General features: G+C 62.5%; 16 protein-coding genes. 9 read left to right on the forward strand and 7 right to left on the reverse strand.

Features of this window, described 5'->3' with window-relative positions:
* The first annotated feature begins 50 nt into the window (after positions 1 to 50).
* Positions 51 to 332, forward strand: a complete 282-nt coding sequence (locus AArcS_RS01440; RefSeq protein WP_238478650.1) for a DUF5789 family protein — start codon at positions 51 to 53, stop codon at positions 330 to 332.
* Here the strand turns inward: AArcS_RS01440 and AArcS_RS01445 are convergent.
* Positions 329 to 1,360, reverse strand: a complete 1,032-nt coding sequence (locus AArcS_RS01445) for a DUF5784 family protein (RefSeq protein WP_238478651.1) — start codon at positions 1,358 to 1,360, stop codon at positions 329 to 331. The genes AArcS_RS01440 and AArcS_RS01445 overlap by 4 nt on opposite strands.
* Before the next feature lie 109 nt (positions 1,361 to 1,469).
* Between AArcS_RS01445 and AArcS_RS01450 the strand changes: the two genes are divergently transcribed.
* Positions 1,470 to 1,643, forward strand: a complete 174-nt coding sequence (locus AArcS_RS01450) for a DUF5786 family protein (RefSeq protein WP_238479960.1) — start codon at positions 1,470 to 1,472, stop codon at positions 1,641 to 1,643.
* Between the two features lie 24 nt (positions 1,644 to 1,667).
* Here AArcS_RS01450 and AArcS_RS01455 read toward each other — a convergent pair whose 3' ends face one another.
* Genes AArcS_RS01455 through AArcS_RS01465 form a run of 3 tightly spaced genes read right to left on the reverse strand, consistent with a single transcriptional unit; the run spans position 1,668 to position 4,179 of the window.
* Positions 1,668 to 2,354, reverse strand: a complete 687-nt coding sequence (locus AArcS_RS01455; RefSeq protein ID WP_238478652.1) for a DUF7530 family protein — start codon at positions 2,352 to 2,354, stop codon at positions 1,668 to 1,670.
* Complete coding sequence (locus AArcS_RS01460) at positions 2,351 to 3,277, reverse strand: NAD(P)H-binding protein (RefSeq protein WP_238478653.1); 927 nt, start codon at positions 3,275 to 3,277, stop codon at positions 2,351 to 2,353. Before AArcS_RS01460 ends, AArcS_RS01455 begins: the two co-directional genes overlap by 4 nt.
* A gap of 41 nt (positions 3,278 to 3,318) precedes the next feature.
* A complete protein-coding gene (locus AArcS_RS01465) occupies positions 3,319 to 4,179 on the reverse strand; it encodes a YkgJ family cysteine cluster protein (protein ID WP_238478654.1) in 861 nt (286 codons plus the stop codon).
* A 112-nt stretch (positions 4,180 to 4,291) separates the two neighbouring features.
* On the opposite strand from AArcS_RS01465, the gene AArcS_RS01470 reads away from it, so the two are divergent.
* The 5 genes from AArcS_RS01470 (at position 4,292) to AArcS_RS01490 (ending at position 8,859) form a co-directional block, all read left to right on the forward strand.
* Positions 4,292 to 4,507, forward strand: a complete 216-nt coding sequence (locus AArcS_RS01470; protein ID WP_238478655.1) for a DUF7561 family protein — start codon at positions 4,292 to 4,294, stop codon at positions 4,505 to 4,507.
* A gap of 115 nt (positions 4,508 to 4,622) precedes the next feature.
* Complete coding sequence (locus tag AArcS_RS01475; protein ID WP_238478656.1) at positions 4,623 to 4,781, forward strand: hypothetical protein; 159 nt, start codon at positions 4,623 to 4,625, stop codon at positions 4,779 to 4,781.
* A 69-nt stretch (positions 4,782 to 4,850) separates the two neighbouring features.
* On the forward strand, positions 4,851 to 6,674 hold the full coding sequence (locus AArcS_RS01480; protein ID WP_238478657.1) for a helicase C-terminal domain-containing protein: 1,824 nt from the start codon (positions 4,851 to 4,853) through the stop codon (positions 6,672 to 6,674).
* A gap of 59 nt (positions 6,675 to 6,733) precedes the next feature.
* Complete coding sequence (locus AArcS_RS01485; RefSeq protein WP_238478658.1) at positions 6,734 to 7,036, forward strand: hypothetical protein; 303 nt, start codon at positions 6,734 to 6,736, stop codon at positions 7,034 to 7,036.
* Positions 7,037 to 7,425: 389 nt separating this feature from the next.
* Positions 7,426 to 8,859, forward strand: coding sequence for a hypothetical protein (locus AArcS_RS01490; protein ID WP_238478659.1), 1,434 nt, complete (start codon positions 7,426 to 7,428; stop codon positions 8,857 to 8,859).
* Positions 8,860 to 8,928: 69 nt separating this feature from the next.
* Here AArcS_RS01490 and AArcS_RS01495 read toward each other — a convergent pair whose 3' ends face one another.
* Positions 8,929 to 9,342 carry an Hsp20/alpha crystallin family protein gene (locus tag AArcS_RS01495; protein ID WP_238478660.1) on the reverse strand — a complete coding sequence of 138 codons (414 nt, stop codon included), beginning with the start codon at positions 9,340 to 9,342 and terminating at the stop codon, positions 8,929 to 8,931.
* A gap of 85 nt (positions 9,343 to 9,427) precedes the next feature.
* Positions 9,428 to 10,231, reverse strand: a complete 804-nt coding sequence (gene pheA, locus AArcS_RS01500) for a prephenate dehydratase (protein ID WP_238478661.1) — start codon at positions 10,229 to 10,231, stop codon at positions 9,428 to 9,430.
* Between the two features lie 183 nt (positions 10,232 to 10,414).
* Between pheA and AArcS_RS01505 the strand changes: the two genes are divergently transcribed.
* Positions 10,415 to 10,852, forward strand: a complete 438-nt coding sequence (locus AArcS_RS01505; protein WP_238478662.1) for a halocyanin domain-containing protein — start codon at positions 10,415 to 10,417, stop codon at positions 10,850 to 10,852.
* Between the two features lie 44 nt (positions 10,853 to 10,896).
* On the opposite strand, the gene lpdA is transcribed toward AArcS_RS01505, so the two are convergent.
* Positions 10,897 to 12,327, reverse strand: a complete 1,431-nt coding sequence (lpdA, locus tag AArcS_RS01510; RefSeq protein ID WP_238478663.1) for a dihydrolipoyl dehydrogenase — start codon at positions 12,325 to 12,327, stop codon at positions 10,897 to 10,899.
* 192 nt (positions 12,328 to 12,519) lie between these two features.
* Between lpdA and AArcS_RS01515 the strand changes: the two genes are divergently transcribed.
* Positions 12,520 to 14,877 (forward strand): amino acid permease, encoded by a 2,358-nt coding sequence (locus AArcS_RS01515; RefSeq protein ID WP_238478664.1) that lies wholly within the window; start codon positions 12,520 to 12,522, stop codon positions 14,875 to 14,877.
* Positions 14,878 to 14,991: the final 114 nt, after the last annotated feature.

Below are 14,991 nucleotides of genomic sequence, written 5' to 3' on the forward strand. Positions count from 1 at the left end.
CCCCCAAACATTATAGCGAAGATTTATAATGATCTTTCACCCACAAACAGATGACGATGAAGAACACGACCGAACTGCTCACCGACGCGGAGTTCCCGATGACGTCCGACGAACTGCTCGACCGATACGGCGACGAAGAGATCGATCTCTCCAATGAAACCCTGCGTGAGGTCCTCGAACGGACCGGCTCGGAGACGTACGAGAACAGAGAAGACGCCGAGTTCGCCATTTACTCCGGAGTCAGCGATCGAGCGATCGGCCGCAAGGGGTACAGCGACCGTGACCCGACGCCGCTGGGCAGTCCGTACGGGCCCGACCAGTACTCGTTCTAACTTCTGGCCAGCACGGCGTCGACGTCCAGTGGTGGCGTCCCCGTTGCGTAGCCGTCGACCGATCCGGACGGGCGCACCCGGTAGACGATTGCTGGGCGGTGGGGAAGGTCAGGACGCTCTCCCTTGATCGCCGCCCACTCGTCGTCCCGAAAGCTCGAACAATCGACCAGAAGGACTGCATCCCCGTTGTGGCGTAGCTGTCCCGTCGCTTTCGTCCCTGCAGTCTCCCGAACGGCGGCTGTCGGCGTACTTGCGTTGCGTCGCGTCGGAGGCTGGGGTCGCGTCACCTCAACCAGCGTTCCCGACCCGCCGTCAGCCTCGACAGCCCCATCAGCTTCTGCTGATCGGGCACGAAAGTCCAGTGAGTGACCCGTTCCGACCTCGATCTCGGGCGTGATCTCGTATCCCGCATCGATCAGTAGCTTTGCGGCATTGAACTCGCCCATGGCGGCGGTCATTCGCACTCTGTCGAATAGCTCGCTGGTCCCGAGTTTCCCCGCCATCGTCTCTCGATACTCGTCGAGCCGACCGGTCGCAAGGAACTCCTCGTAAAACGCCAGCGCGTCCTCGCTGTCCGCGTCCGGGAACCCCCCGGCGTGCTCGCTAAAGAACGCCCGCGTCGTCTCCCGACCGTCTTTTGACATGAAGACAGGGAGAAAGTACCACGAGAGATGTCCGTACTGCTCTAGCCACGGGTCCTCCTCGTACAGTTCCGCAAGGAACTCCCGCTGTGCCCAGCGGGCGATCTGATACGGAACACTGCGCCACCCGTACTTGTCGGTCCGCCAGAGGGACTCGGGCGTCTCGGTGTTGCCGAGCCAGTAACCGTGGTCGTCGTCCCACGCGAACAGCGCGAGGTCACCGTTGTCGACATCGTATCGGCGTATCTGCCAGTTGCCGGTCGGCTCGAAGCGGGGGGTCGTACGTCGTGCGCCGAGGTTGGCGTCCAGCGGATCGAAGACGTCACGTTCGACTCTGGCTGCCGTCCAGCGCTCGTCTGATCTGCGGAATCGAAGCGGGCTCGCCACGAAGAAACATAGGTAGTGGAGTGGTATACCAGTTGTCCTCGGCTGGGAATCGGACCTGAACGACCGTTACATTGATAACTGATCACTCCCAAGCATGAGTATACTTACCATGTCACTTGGTGCCTACGACGAGGACGAACACGAACGCCGAGAGCAGAAAACGAGTACGGTCGATGCGGACTTCGACGACGCCAGAGAGGAGTACCGTGGCACCATCGAATACGATTCCGGCGACTCGGCCGAGGACCTTCTGGATACGTTCGAGGAGATCAAATCGAACTGACGAGGGCTCTTATTTTTCTTGGCGCTACCGCAGCAGTGCTGTCGACAGTGCGACCGCGCCGCCGGTTGCGACCACGTGTCCGATCAGCGCCGCCGCCAGCACCGGGCGATCCCACACAAAGGGGAGCAGTGCCAGCTGAATCGCGGCGAAACCGATGTTGAGGAGATCGAGCTGCCGGTACGCGAGGGCTGTCTGCTCATCGAACTCGAAGGTGTAGGACCGCCAGACGGCGACGACGCTCGCCCACCAGCTCGTCCCGATTCGATAGGCCACGTCCCAGGCGATCAGCAACGCGAGGAAGACGACGAGCAGCGGGGGCTCCGGACCGAATAGCCGTTCGACGAGCGGTAGTGACCCTGTCCGCGGATCGTACACGAACAGGTAGGTGACGAGGACGAGGAAGGCAACCAGCCCGAGGACGACCTCGAAACTGGAGCCAAAGAGCGCGGTCCGGTAGGCCTCGGGCGGGTCAAGTGCGCGAAGTCGCTGGCTGAACCGCAGCATGACTGCACTACCGACTGCAGCGACGCCGACTGCAACGGTCCCGAACGCGGCCGCGTACCACAGATCGTAGTAGAGCGCACCGAGCAGGACCGCGAACTCGAAGCCGACCAGCTGGATCGTGACCGCTGCCCTGTCCGACAGATCGAGCCCCGGAATCGCGCCGACGATACTCTCGTAGACCCAGGCTTCGCCGTACTCGACGCTCATCCAGTGGCCTCCACTGGCGGCGACGAGGGGGATGATTCACTGCTGAACGCTCGCCGGACAGCCGTCTCGAACGATGTCGGCTCGATATCGACGAACTCCCTGATCCGATCGTTCTCGACGACGACCGGCGTCTTGAGACCCGCAATCAGGGGTTTGGCGACTGAGGTAGGCACGTCCGTGACGAAGGTGAGCCAGTGAGAAGACAGCGTCGGTGTGAGCACCGGGACCGGAATGATGTAGACGCTCCGTCCAGCGATCTCTGCCGTGCGCTGGAGCATCTCCTGATAGGTCATCACCTCCGGGCCGCCGATCTCGAACGTCGTCCCGGCTGTTTCGGGGGCATCGAGTACGCCCACGAGGTAGGCGATCACGTCGTCGATCGCGATCGGCTGACAGCGAGTCCGGACCCACTTCGGGGCGAGCATCACAGGGAGCCGACCGGTGAGCTGATCGATCAGCTCGAAGCTCGCGCTCCCCTCGCCGACGATGACCGCCGCCCGGAGCGTCGTCAGGTCGTAGGTTCCATCACCGAGCAGTCGCCCGACCTCCTGTCGGGACCGCAGATGTGCCGAGACGCCCTCTTTCTCCTCGCTGGGGCCGAGTCCGCCGAGGTAGATCACGCGCCCGACGCCTGCTGCGCTTGCGGCTGCGCGGAAATGCCGGGCTGCCTGGCGATCACGCTCCTCGAAGTCCCCGCTCGATCCCATCGAGTGAACGAGATAGTACGCCGCGTCGACTCCTGCCAGTGCGGACTCGAAGCTGCCCTGTTCGAGTAGATCGCCTTCGTAGATATCGACATCGAGGTCGAGGTCGTAGCTCGATCGATCCCTGACGAGCACGCACACCTCGTGGCCGGCATCGAGGAGCGCTGGGACGAGTCGGCGTCCGACAAAGCCCGTCGCACCGGTGACGAGAACGTTCATACGAACCGGTAGGACGCCGGGATAATAATATCGCCGCTGGCTCAGTTCCAACCTGGCGTTTCTGGCGCACCGCGCTCGTCCTCGACTGCGACCGCGATGGCCGGATCCGGGGCGGAGCGGCCCGGCTCGTCGGCTCGTTTGCTCCACACGCCGACTGCGCAGTCGATCCACGAGTCTCCCGCCAGCGCCCGTTTTCGGTACGTCTCATAGCGCTCTTGCTCGACGGTCGTCGTACCGGGACTGGACGCCGCGGCGACCGCAAGACACTCCGCACGATCCGCGGCGCTGGATTCACCGGCGGCACAGCGCTCGATCGAGCCAGTCAGTTGCGCTGGCTCGGGATGAGTAAACAGTTTCTCGCCGAGGGCCTGTGGGCCAAGCAAGAGTCCATCGAGGGCTTCGGGCGGCTCGTCGTCGACCAGCCGCTCGCCACCGAACGCTCCCTCGACACGTTCACACATCGTCTCCTGATCGAGCGCGAGGTTGTGGCCCGGATACGACGCACACTGCTCGGGATACCGATCCGTGTTGTGGATCCGACACTGGAGCGTGGTCGGATCGAGGAAGACACAGCTACGGAGCCAGTGTGGAGACTCGCCGAACGGAGCCACCGGCTTCGGGACTTTCCGGAGCCCAACAAAAAAGACGGGGTTGCCATCGATCGCGGCGAGTTCGTGGCCGTCGATCCGGACTCCATCGTCGGCCGTAAAGAACCGGGGTGTCATCGCTGCAGCCATCCCATCGTCGAGGAACCGGCGGATCTCCGAGCGAGTCAGCGGTGTGAGGTTGTAGGTGTCGTCGAGAGGGCGGTACCGGCCGTGGCGCTCGTGGTCGACGTCCTCGTCGGTCAGCGGTCGCCAGTCGAGACAACAGCCCGCGCAGCCTGCACAGTCCACCCGCATGTTGGGTACTACTACTTCTGTCGACTAAACTCCGGGTGCCGGGCACGCACAACCGCACGGCAGGAGGTCTCTGTCAGAAGGTTTTCACGGATTGGGCCCCTACGTCGCCCCGATGGGACGCCAACCGTGTGACGGCTGTGGCCGGAAGGTGCGGATCGGCGGGGGAATCAGTGACTTCTGGACGATGAAGCCGACGCCGACAGAGGGGATGACACTGGAGTTCGAGGACGACAGCGAGCACTTTCTCTGTAATGAGTGTATCGACCAGCTTCCCGATTATCCGGATGAATCGGACGTCGAGGCGCTCGAACGGCGGGACGGCGAGTAGCTATCGGTGCCACAGCCTATGAGTGTCGCTGTCGCTACCTGTCTTTTTTCGGAGAGTACTGCGGGACGCGGACAGAAAGTATTTACCGAGATGGTGGGCAGACCGAGACACCGAGATGGCGTTACTGCAGGAGCTAGAAGAGCGACTCAAGCAGTTCTACGACACCGAGGCGTCGGTTCACCGGGAGTGCAGGCGGTGTGGAACGACCGTCACGGCGACCGAACGAGCCTGTCCCGCCTGTGGGTCGGGAGAAATCAGTGAACTCTCACTGTAGGGCGATCAGCCTTCCCGGCGGCGACGACCTTCCGCAAGGTTAAGACCGAGGACGCAGAAAGCCAGCACAGTGGACTCCGACAGGATCTTCGATGCGTTCCCCGCACCCTCCTACCGTGGAAACCAGCGATCGGCACTGGCCGACATCCAGTCCGCGTTCGAGGCGGGCAACGACGTCGTGCTCGTCAGGGCACCGACCGGGAGCGGCAAGTCCTTGCTTGCGCGTGCGATCGCCGGCTGTGCACGCCGCGGTGCGGACGCGACGCCGAGTCAGGCAACCAAGGCGTACTACACGACGCCGCAGGTCTCGCAACTGGACGACGTGGCCGACGACGATCTCCTCGAAGATCTGAGCATCATCCGCGGGAAGAGCAACTACGACTGCATCCTGCCCGACGAGACGGAAACGCCGGTCGATCAGGCCCCCTGTGCCCGCGAGCGTGGGTACGACTGCTCGGTCAAACACCGCTGTCCGTACTTTTCCGATCGAGCCATCGCCTCGAACCGCCGGATCGCCGCGATGACCCTGGCCTACTTCATGCAAACCGCCGGATCGGACGTCTTTCGCAAGCGCGACGTCTGCGTTATCGACGAGGCACACGGGCTCGCCGAGTGGGCGGAGATGTACGCGACGACGCATCTCGGCCCCCGAACCGTCCCGTTCTGGGAGGAGCTTCGCGTTCCAGCGCTCGATGGGCTCGACGACGCGGTCGAGTACGCCGACGCGCTGGTCGATCGGTGTACTCGACGGAAAGACGACCTGCTGGAAAAGGGCGATCTCAGCGCCGAGGAGGCCGCCGAACGCGACCGGTTACAGGAGCTTATCTCCGAGTTGAACTGGTTCGTCGAGGACTACCGCGATCCGGGGAGTGCAACGACGTGGCTGGTCGACCAGAGCGAGAATGATGGAAACTCCGACGGGGAAGGCGGGCCGGTGACGATCAAACCGATGGATCCCGAGCGGTATCTCCGCCATACAGTCTGGGACCGAGCAAACAGATTTGCCCTGCTATCCGCCACGATTCTCAACAAGGAAGCATTCTGTCGCGGCGTCGGCCTCGATCCGGCGAACGTCGCGCTGGTCGATGTCGGCCACACGTTTCCGGTCGAACACCGGCCGCTGTACGACGTCACGCAGGGGAAGATGACCTACGAGCACCGCTCGGAGACGCTCCCGAAGGTCGCCCGGACGGTCGTCCGTATCATGCGAAAACACGACGACGAGAAGGGGCTGATCCACTGTCACTCCTACGACATTCAGGATCGGCTGGCGACGCAGTTGCGCGAGTTCGGCGTCGGAAACCGGATCCGAACCCACGATCGGGACCATCGGGACGCCGATCTGGACGCGTGGAAGGCCAGTGACGACGCGAGCGTCTTCCTCTCGGTGAAGATGGAGGAGGCGCTGGATCTGGAAGGCGACCTCGCGCGCTGGCAGGTGCTCTGCAAGGCACCCTACCCCAACACCGGGGACTCACGGATCGCTCACCGACTGGAGGACGGCCAGTGGGGCTGGTACTATCGCGCCGCACTCAGGACGGTGATTCAGGCCTGTGGTCGGGTGGTTCGCGCGCCCGACGACTACGGTGCGACGTATCTGGCAGATTCGAGCCTGCTCGACCTGTTCGAGCGCGCGCGCCACGACGTTCCCGGGTGGTTCGACGAACAGATCAGGCAGATGAGCGAACCGGAGCTTCCGGCGTTTGATCCCGGCGAGGCGCTCGCCGGGAGGAGTGTGGGACGAGCGAGCGGACAGCGTCGACGTGGCTCCGGCAGTACGGAGCGTTCGGGGAGTAAAACGTCGAGCGCCGCGACGAGAAGCCGGTCGGCGGGACAAAAGCGGAAGAAGTCCTCGAATAACAGCCCGATTGCGGACGTCTGGGATACCGAGTGAGCGCGGAATCTCAGCAGGACCACACCAAACGATTAGTGTGTGGGAGTCTACCATTCAGTATGGGGGAAGAGGGACGCGCAATCAGAGACCGTGCAACGGTCCAGCAGTACGAGCCGCCAGTGTTCGGAATCGAACGTGACATGTGGGTCGCAGAAGACGCCGAGACGGGATGTACGGGCATCGGTCGCGTCGAAGACGAGGCGGTCGGAAACCTCGTTTCGCTGGTGCTCACCCACGAGTCGGCGGCCATCGACGAGACGGAGTACCTGAAGCTACCGGGACAGGTGCGCGAGAAGCGGTGGAGTAACGCCGGCGCACGCAAACGCCGGGGGATCGTCGAGCGACTCTTCGATGGATTCTGACCTTACAGCACCGAGGCGGTCATCGCCACGAGCGACGAGACCATCAGGAAGGTCAGAAATATCGCGAATATCTTTTGTCGGTCCATATGGGCCGGTACACGCCGAACCTTCATTAATTCAACGGCAGCCAGATCCGCGGTGTCGTCAGCGGCAACGAGTCGTAGCGGTTGCTCCGTCGGTCAGGCCGTCTAGATAGATACTATTCGAAAGGAAATCGACGCCGTATGACAGTCAGCTGGGGCGTGAGTATTGTAGCAACGACGTGGATAACCTCGCAACTATAGGTTGAGTATTACTGCAATCGTATGGGGAATAGAGCAATTACTTCTCGATGGAAGCTAACGCAACACGTTCGGACCTCGTTACTACCAGGTAATCTCCGAGATACAATGAGTCCCTTCCATGAGGCTCCGACCATGGATGACAATCCATCCAGACGAACGGTACTAGGCGCGAGTGGGTTGGTCGCAGCAGGTCTTGCAGGCTGCCTCGACAGCGAGGGAGACGACAACACTGGCCAGAACGGCGATGAAAACGGCAATGCAAATGGTAATGAGAACGGTAACGAAAACAACTTCGAGAACGAACTGACGTGGGGCGGACAGGGCGACGAGTTCGCCACCCTCGACTGTGAGGACGACGAGGTCGGATTCTGGAAATGGATCCTGACGCCCGGTGGACAGCCACCAATCGAGGAGGGGGCCCAGCTCACTGTTACGTACGAGGACAACACGACGGAAACGTACGATGGCTTCCGTCCCGGTGAGGGACAAGGTGCAGTCCAGTTCGAGGCGTTCAAAGACGGTGGTGGCACCGTCGAGAGCGCCTTCGTCGAGTTCGACGGCGGAGGGGATAACCCCGTCCTCACGATCAGCGAGGCGGAGTGTCGCGAGGGTGAGGACGACGAGAAAGAGCTCGAAGTCGAGACGGAACCGGCAACGGAGATCAACGGTTCGACGGCGACGCTCAACGGGGTCCTCACGGAGATCGGTGACTTCACCGAGGTCGAGGTGTTCTTCGAGTGGCGTAATATTGAAGACGATGACTTCCAGCAGACGGACCGACAGACCCTTACCGAAACCGGTCCGTTCAGCGCCGAAATCGACGTCGAGCCCGGCGAGTCCTACGAGTTCCGGGCAGTCGTCGAGGCAAACGACCACCGGGTCGTCGGTGTGACGCTCGACTTCGAGAAAGATGACGACGACAAAGAAGAGGAGAAGGACAAGCCGGACGTCAAAGAGCACGTCGATGCCAAAGTCATCAAGCACAAAGAGAAAAACGGCACGGTCAAAGCCAGGGTTCGGGTCTACAACGACAGCGACCACGACCTGAAGCTCTCGTGGGACCTCAAGGACGGCAAAGACGGCGAGAAGATCGAGGTTCCGAAAGGCGGCAAAACGAACTTCTGGGTCTACGACGCGACGAAGTACGAGAAAGTGTACATCCGTCACGACGGCGAGACGGTCGCGTACACGAAACTGGACGACAAAGACGACCACGACGAGTACGACAAGTACAAAGAGTACGTCGACGTGGACGTCCTCGATTACAAGCACAAAGACGGCAAGGTCAAGATCAAGTGCGCAATCTACAACGACCTCGACCACAAGCTAAAGTTCTCGTGGAACGCCAAAGGGAGCAACTACGGCGGAAAAATTAGCGTTCCGGCTAACGGGAAAGATACCTTCTGGGTCGGTTACATCGAGACGTCGTCGAAGATCGAAGTTCTCGTCGACGGGGACGTTATCATGTCCATCGATCCGGACGACTACGAGGACTACTTCGACGATAACGACGACAACGACGACAACGACGGATACTGAAACTCCAGAGTATCACGCCCGACTTTTTTCGGTTTGTCACTGCCGGCAGCGGAAACTGAGAGTAAGGAACTACTCGATGTCGATGCTGTGGCCCTCGTCAGAGTCGAACTCCTTTGGCACCGTGACGGTCAACACGCCGTTGGTGTGTGATGCCGTCACGGATTCTGCGTCGACTGACTCGGGGAACGGAATCGACCGGGAGACGGACTGTCGGCGGCGTTCCCTGCGGAGATAGTGGTCGGTTTCGTCTTCGGACTCGATCTCACGCTCGGCCTCCAGCCGAAGCGTGTCGTCCGCGAGAGTCAGATCGATATCCTCCGTCTCGTAGCCCGGCAGGTCGACGGTGACGACGAACTCCTCGTCACGGTCTGCGACGTCGACCGCCGTCGAACCGGTGCGCGTCTGGAGATCCATACCTCCCTCAAACCCCTGCTCCATTCGCTGTAGCAGTGACTCGAACTCCTCGAACGGGTTGCCTTTCATACTTACTCAGGGCGATCTGCCCGCCTCAAACTACGTCATCCTGACCTATAACTTCTGTCCCCTCGACGAGAACAGAGTTGGAGAGTCACACGACATGCGAGGTGTCGTACGATCCGAGTCGACGAATCCACCCATCTGCTGCGAGTTCGTCGATATCGGCGAGCGCCTGCTCGGTTCGGTCTTCGTACAGCCCTGCCGCGATATCGATATGGAAGACGTAGTCGCCGAGACGTTCGCCGCTGGGACGGGACTCGACACGGGTGAGGTTGATGTCACGGTCAGCGAAGGGTTCGAGCAGGTCTAGCAACAGACCGGGATAGTCGTCGTTCGGGTAAACGATGAACGTCGACTTTCCGCCCGCCTGCGTGCGATCCTCGACCGGTGCGACGACGAAAAAGCGAGTCGCGTTTGAGGTCCGATCCTGAATATCCTCGGCGAGCACCTGCAGACCATTTCCACTGTTGTCGGGGTGGGCGATGCCCGCCACGGTCGCGTCCTCACGGGCGATTTCGACGCCACGAGCCGTGCTGGCGACCGCTTCAAGGCCCACATCCGGGTACTGTTCGGACAGATACTCCCGGCACTGTGCAAGTGCCTGAGAGTGGCTGGCCACCGTCTCGAACGTCTCGTCCTGGGCGAGCAGGGCGTGTCGGATCGGCGTGACTATCTCTTTGATGACGGCGAGTTCGTTGTCCGCGAGCACGTCGAGGCTCTCGGTGACGCTCCCCTCGATACTGTTCTCGATCGGAACGACGCCGCGGTCGTACTGGCCGTCGGCGACCGCCTCGACAATGGCGGTGACGGACTCGCGAAACTCGACGACATCCGCGACCGACCCGGCGGCACGATGGGAGTAGGTCCCTTCGGGACCCAGCGTGACTGCTTTCATCGACTTCCTGTACTCCGAGCGGGCCTAAAAGAGCGTCGGCGAAGCGCGGAGAGTGAGTTGTCCACGTGGATCTCAGTGGACTTATACGATGCCGTTCCCGAGATCTAAATTGATGTCTCCCCTCAATCAGTACGGTCGCCGCACAGCGGAGGAGTGTACCGCCACTATCGAGGTGTGTACGCGATGAGATCCCGTCGATCAGTCCTCGCCACAGCAGCCGGACTGGCAGCTGCGGGACTTGCCGGGTGTCTCGGCAACGGCGGCTACGAGGACGGCGACGAGGATGCAGACGTCTGGCTCTCGGCCGTGGACGAGTTCGACGGCGTCGAAGACCACACTGGATCCAGCGAGGTCGCGGTCGCGGTCGGCGCGGGGGACGGCCTCGCCTTCGATCCCGTGGCGATCCAGGTGGATCAGGGGACGACCGTCGTCTGGGAGTGGACCGGCGACGGTGGCAGCCACAACGTCGTTCACGCCGGCAGCGCGGAACTGTTCGAGAGCGACCTGGTAAACCGGGAGGGTCACACCTTCGAGTACACGTTCGAGGAGGAAGGCACGTTCAACTACATCTGCACACCACACGAGGCCTCTGAAATGAAGGGCTCGGTTGTGGTCGAATAGCGACTCGGGGTCGACAGGAATACGGCGGCTCTTTTGAGACTACCTCACCGATTGAGCGTGTGGATCGCGTGTCCGAGCGCGTTTTCGGCGGCCTCCATCACCGACTCCGAGAGCGTCGGGTGCGTGTGAATCGTCGACGCGACGTCCTCGACGGTCGCGGCCATCTCGACCGCCAGGCCGATCTCGGCGATCAGCTCCGACGCCTCCGGCCCGACGACCTGCCCGCCGAGGACGAACCCGTCCTCCGCGTCGGCCACGAGTCGGACGAACCCATCGGTCTCGCCGGTCGTGAGCGCCCGCCCGCTCGCGCGGAACGGGAACTCTCCGACCATCGGCTCGAACCCAGCGTCTTCGGCTTCGGCCACGGTCATCCCGACCGTGCCGATTTCGGGTTCCGTAAAGACCGCGCTGGGGATCGCCTGATAGTCGAGTGCGGCAGGCTCGCCAGCGATCACCTCCGCGGCCACCTGCCCCTCTTTGCTCCCCTTGTGTGCCAGCATCGGCTCGCCCGCAACGTCGCCGACCGCGAAGATGTGGTCTTTGTTGGTCCGTGCCCGATCGTCCGTCGGAACGAAGCCCCGGTCGTCGGTTTCGACGCCCGCCGCCGGCAGGTCGACGGTGTCGGTGACCGGCTGGCGACCGACCGCGACGAGCACCTTCTCGGTATCGAGGGAGAGCCCCTCATCGTCATCGCCTGCGGCGTCGGTATGGACGATAATGCCGTCATCGCTTTCCTCCCAGCCCGTCGCACTTTGTCCAAAGTGAAAGTCAACGCCGAGCGACTCGGCATGTTTCTTGACCGGCCGGGCGAGGTCCGCTTCGTAGCCGGGCAGGACGGAGTCGAGCATCTCGACGACCGTCACGTCGGTGCCGAGTTTGGCGAACACGCCCGCTAGTTCCATCCCGATGTAGCCCGCGCCAACGATCACCAGTGAGTCCGGTGCCCCGTCCATCGCCAGTGCCTGTTTGGAGTCGAGTACTGGCTCGTCGGCGTAGGAGAAGCCGGGAATCTCGATGGGCCGTGAGCCCGTCGCCACGATGGCGTGCTCGAACTCGACGGTTTCCGCTCCCTGCCCCTCGCCGCTGTGGACCACGCGGGCTTCATGCTCGCCGACGAACTCAGCCCGTCCCTCGACGAGATTGACCTGGTTGGCCTTGCAGAGTTTTTCGACCCCGCGGGTAAGCTGGTCGACGACGCCGTCTTTCCACTCTTGCATCTCCCCGACGTCTATCTCGGGATCCGCGTGGATCCCCATCTCCTCGGCGTGTCCGGCCTCGTGGGCCACGCCGGTCGCCGTAATCAGCGCTTTCGAGGGGATACAGCCATGGTTCAGACAGACGCCGCCGTAGGCCTCTTTCTCGACCAGCGTGACGTCCTGATCGAGCTGTCCCGCGCGGATAGCGGCGACGTAGCCGCCCGGTCCCGCGCCGATCACCAGTACGTCCGTTCCGGTTGCAACGTCTCCAACGACCATGATGGCGTGTTAGTGGCGTCGAGTGAAAGAATGGTGGGGTCCCCGAATGTAGTCCCTGCGCATCGTGGCCAAACAGGTCCCTCAGATGAGATCTAACATTGTAAGGTACAGGTATCATTCAGAGACGTTCCTAAGCCCTGATAACCCCTGCACGGCCTACCCCCGTAAACCGTGTGACCGACGTGAGTAACTATGCCAAGTAGCCTCAAGCGAGACCTCGGACTGGCGGAAACGACAGCCATCGCGGTGGGCGCAATGATCGGCAGTGGTATCTTCATCCTGCCCGGGCTGGCGTGGTTCTTCGCGGACACCGCCGCCGTATTCGCGTTCGTCCTCGCGGCCATCCTCGTGTTGCCCGCGGCGCTTGCCGTCGCCGAAATGTCGACCGCGATCCCGGAAGACGGTGGTCCATATCTCTACGTCGAGCGAAGCATGGGGCCGCTACTCGGGACGATCGCGGGCGTCGGGACGTGGCTGATGCTCTCGCTAAAGAGCGCCCTCGCGCTGGTCGGGGGGGTGCCGTATCTGGTCTACGTCAACCCGACGCTGGCGGAGTTCGTCACCGCGCTTGCAGTCGTGCTGGCGATTTTCTTCACTGTCGTCAACCTCGTCAGCGCGGAGGGATCGGGTAAACTGCAGTTCGGGATCGTCGGTATTCTGATTCTGATCCTCGGCTGGCTGGTCGTCGGTGGGATTCCCGAGATCGACACTGCGGCGACCGCCGGCGCGTTCGACCCGACTGGCGAGGGGATCCTGCAGGCGACCGCGATCGTGTTCATCTCCTATGCGGGACTGACGAAAGTCGGGGCAGTCGCCGAGGAGGTCGAGGACCCCGGCCGAAACCTGCCGCTGGCGATCATCGGCGCGCTGGCCTTCGTCGCGGTGATGTACGCGGCGATCGTTTACATCACGATCGGCGTGCTCGACATTCAGGCGGCGATCGACGCCGGACAGCTCGGATCGGATGGTGAAGGGCCGATCATCGCGCTGGTCGCCGAACAGGCGATCGGTCCAGCGGGGGCGATCGCCATCGTCATCGCGGCGCTCATGGCGCTTGCGTCGACCGCCAACGCTGGGTTACTTGCGGCTTCCCGGTTCCCCCTCGCGATGGCCCGGGACGGCGTCTTCCCGGAACAGCTCGAACAGGTCAGCGAACGCTTTGCGACGCCGTTCAACGCCGTTGCGCTGACCGGGGGCGTCCTGCTGTTGATGGTCACCGTTCTACCGATCCAGCAGGTGGCCGCGTTCGGGAGCGCGTTCCAGATCCTCGTCTTCATTCTGCTCAACGTCGCTCTGATCGGCTTCCGTGAGGGTGTCGTCCCCGAGTATGATCCTGCCTTCGAGACGCCGCTGTACCCGTGGATGCCCATCGCAGGAATCCTCGGCGGCTCCGTCGTGCTGGTCTACACAGGTATCGTCGCCGTGGCGGGAGCTCTCGGAATCGTAGCGCTCGCGGCGCTCTGGTACTTTGGCTACGTTCGATACTACAGCGGTGGGATCGACCGTGAGGGTGCGGCCCGTGCACAGGTCCGTGAATCCGCAGGCTCGCGCGCCGTCGAGCACACCAGAGAACTGTTCGAGTCGACCCGTGAGTACGACGTGCTCGTTGCAGTCACCGAATCGACCTCCGACCGGGCGCGCCAGGACATGACCCGGATCGCGGCGGATCTCGGGCGGCTGCGTTCGACCGTCGTTACGGTTGTCGAGTTCCTCGATATCCCTCACTACGTCTTCCCGGAACGGCACGCGAAGGTGATTTCGGACGAGCGCCCGGACTGGTTGCCGGAGGATCCCACGAAAGCCCCCGAGTGGTATCCCTCCGATGACGATCCAGCGCTACGAACTTCCGGCGGAACGCGACAGGGGAAGGCCAAGGGAACGGACCAGCCCGCGGATGTCCCGGAGGAAAACGGCGATGTCGAGATCCGATATCGTGAGATCGACAGCGAGGACCACGAGCAGGCGATCGTCGACTACGCAACCTACGAGGAGATCGACCTGATCCTGCTCGAACGCCGTGCAGAGGAGCGATTTCAGCGCCTGTTCGGTGATCGCGAGACCGAGCGAATCCTCCGGAACGCGCCCTGTGACGTCGCGGTCGTAGAGGATCGAGGCTTTGAGAGCCCCGACGAGATCGCAGTCGTCACGGCGCGCGGTGCGTACGACCCGGTCAAGCTACTGATCGCCGACGCGATCGCCGAGGAGACCGGTGCCGAGATCAGCCTCCTTCAGACGATCCCCGAGGACGCCCCCGACACGCAGCGCCGGACCATCGAAGATTACCATAACGATCTGACATCTATCTGTACAGTCCCGGTGACCTCCCGGATTCTGGAGACGGACGAGCCGCTGGTCGGTCTCCAGCGATTCGTCGGCGACGCCGACCTCGTGCTCACCGGCGTGGGGCGAACGGGCCTCGCCGGGCGTCTGTTCGGCCAGCCCGAACAGCAACTCGTCGAGCGCCTCGACTGCTCGGTGATTTCCGTTCAGGCCCACGAGAGCAGGCGGCAAGGATTCATCGAACAGCTGGTGATGGAGTACGTCTTCTAGCCGACCGCCCCTGTGAGAGGTGTCCCGCCGACAGAAGCTACTTTGCTCACGCCCGCCTGTCATCCGGCATGTACGCGCACGACGACCGGACCGGACGCGCAGGCGAGGAAGCAA

It is taken from the genome of Natranaeroarchaeum sulfidigenes, from assembly GCF_017094485.1.
Classification (GTDB): domain Archaea; phylum Halobacteriota; class Halobacteria; order Halobacteriales; family Natronoarchaeaceae; genus Natranaeroarchaeum; species Natranaeroarchaeum sulfidigenes.

Coding starts and splice junctions, on each gene's coding strand:
- AArcS_RS01515 (WP_238478664.1), top strand. CDS start 12,520: ATGCCAAGTAGCCTCAAGCGAGACCTCGGACTGGCGGAAACGACAGCC.
- AArcS_RS01455 (WP_238478652.1), bottom strand. CDS start 2,354: ATGAGCGTCGAGTACGGCGAAGCCTGGGTCTACGAGAGTATCGTCGGC.
- AArcS_RS01460 (WP_238478653.1), bottom strand. CDS start 3,277: ATGAACGTTCTCGTCACCGGTGCGACGGGCTTTGTCGGACGCCGACTC.
- AArcS_RS01465 (WP_238478654.1), bottom strand. CDS start 4,179: ATGCGGGTGGACTGTGCAGGCTGCGCGGGCTGTTGTCTCGACTGGCGA.
- lpdA (WP_238478663.1), bottom strand. CDS start 12,327: ATGGTCGTTGGAGACGTTGCAACCGGAACGGACGTACTGGTGATCGGC.
- AArcS_RS01450 (WP_238479960.1), top strand. CDS start 1,470: ATGTCACTTGGTGCCTACGACGAGGACGAACACGAACGCCGAGAGCAG.
- AArcS_RS01475 (WP_238478656.1), top strand. CDS start 4,623: ATGGCGTTACTGCAGGAGCTAGAAGAGCGACTCAAGCAGTTCTACGAC.
- AArcS_RS01490 (WP_238478659.1), top strand. CDS start 7,426: ATGAGTCCCTTCCATGAGGCTCCGACCATGGATGACAATCCATCCAGA.
- AArcS_RS01485 (WP_238478658.1), top strand. CDS start 6,734: ATGGGGGAAGAGGGACGCGCAATCAGAGACCGTGCAACGGTCCAGCAG.
- AArcS_RS01495 (WP_238478660.1), bottom strand. CDS start 9,342: ATGAAAGGCAACCCGTTCGAGGAGTTCGAGTCACTGCTACAGCGAATG.
- AArcS_RS01470 (WP_238478655.1), top strand. CDS start 4,292: ATGGGACGCCAACCGTGTGACGGCTGTGGCCGGAAGGTGCGGATCGGC.
- AArcS_RS01440 (WP_238478650.1), top strand. CDS start 51: ATGACGATGAAGAACACGACCGAACTGCTCACCGACGCGGAGTTCCCG.
- AArcS_RS01505 (WP_238478662.1), top strand. CDS start 10,415: ATGAGATCCCGTCGATCAGTCCTCGCCACAGCAGCCGGACTGGCAGCT.
- pheA (WP_238478661.1), bottom strand. CDS start 10,231: ATGAAAGCAGTCACGCTGGGTCCCGAAGGGACCTACTCCCATCGTGCC.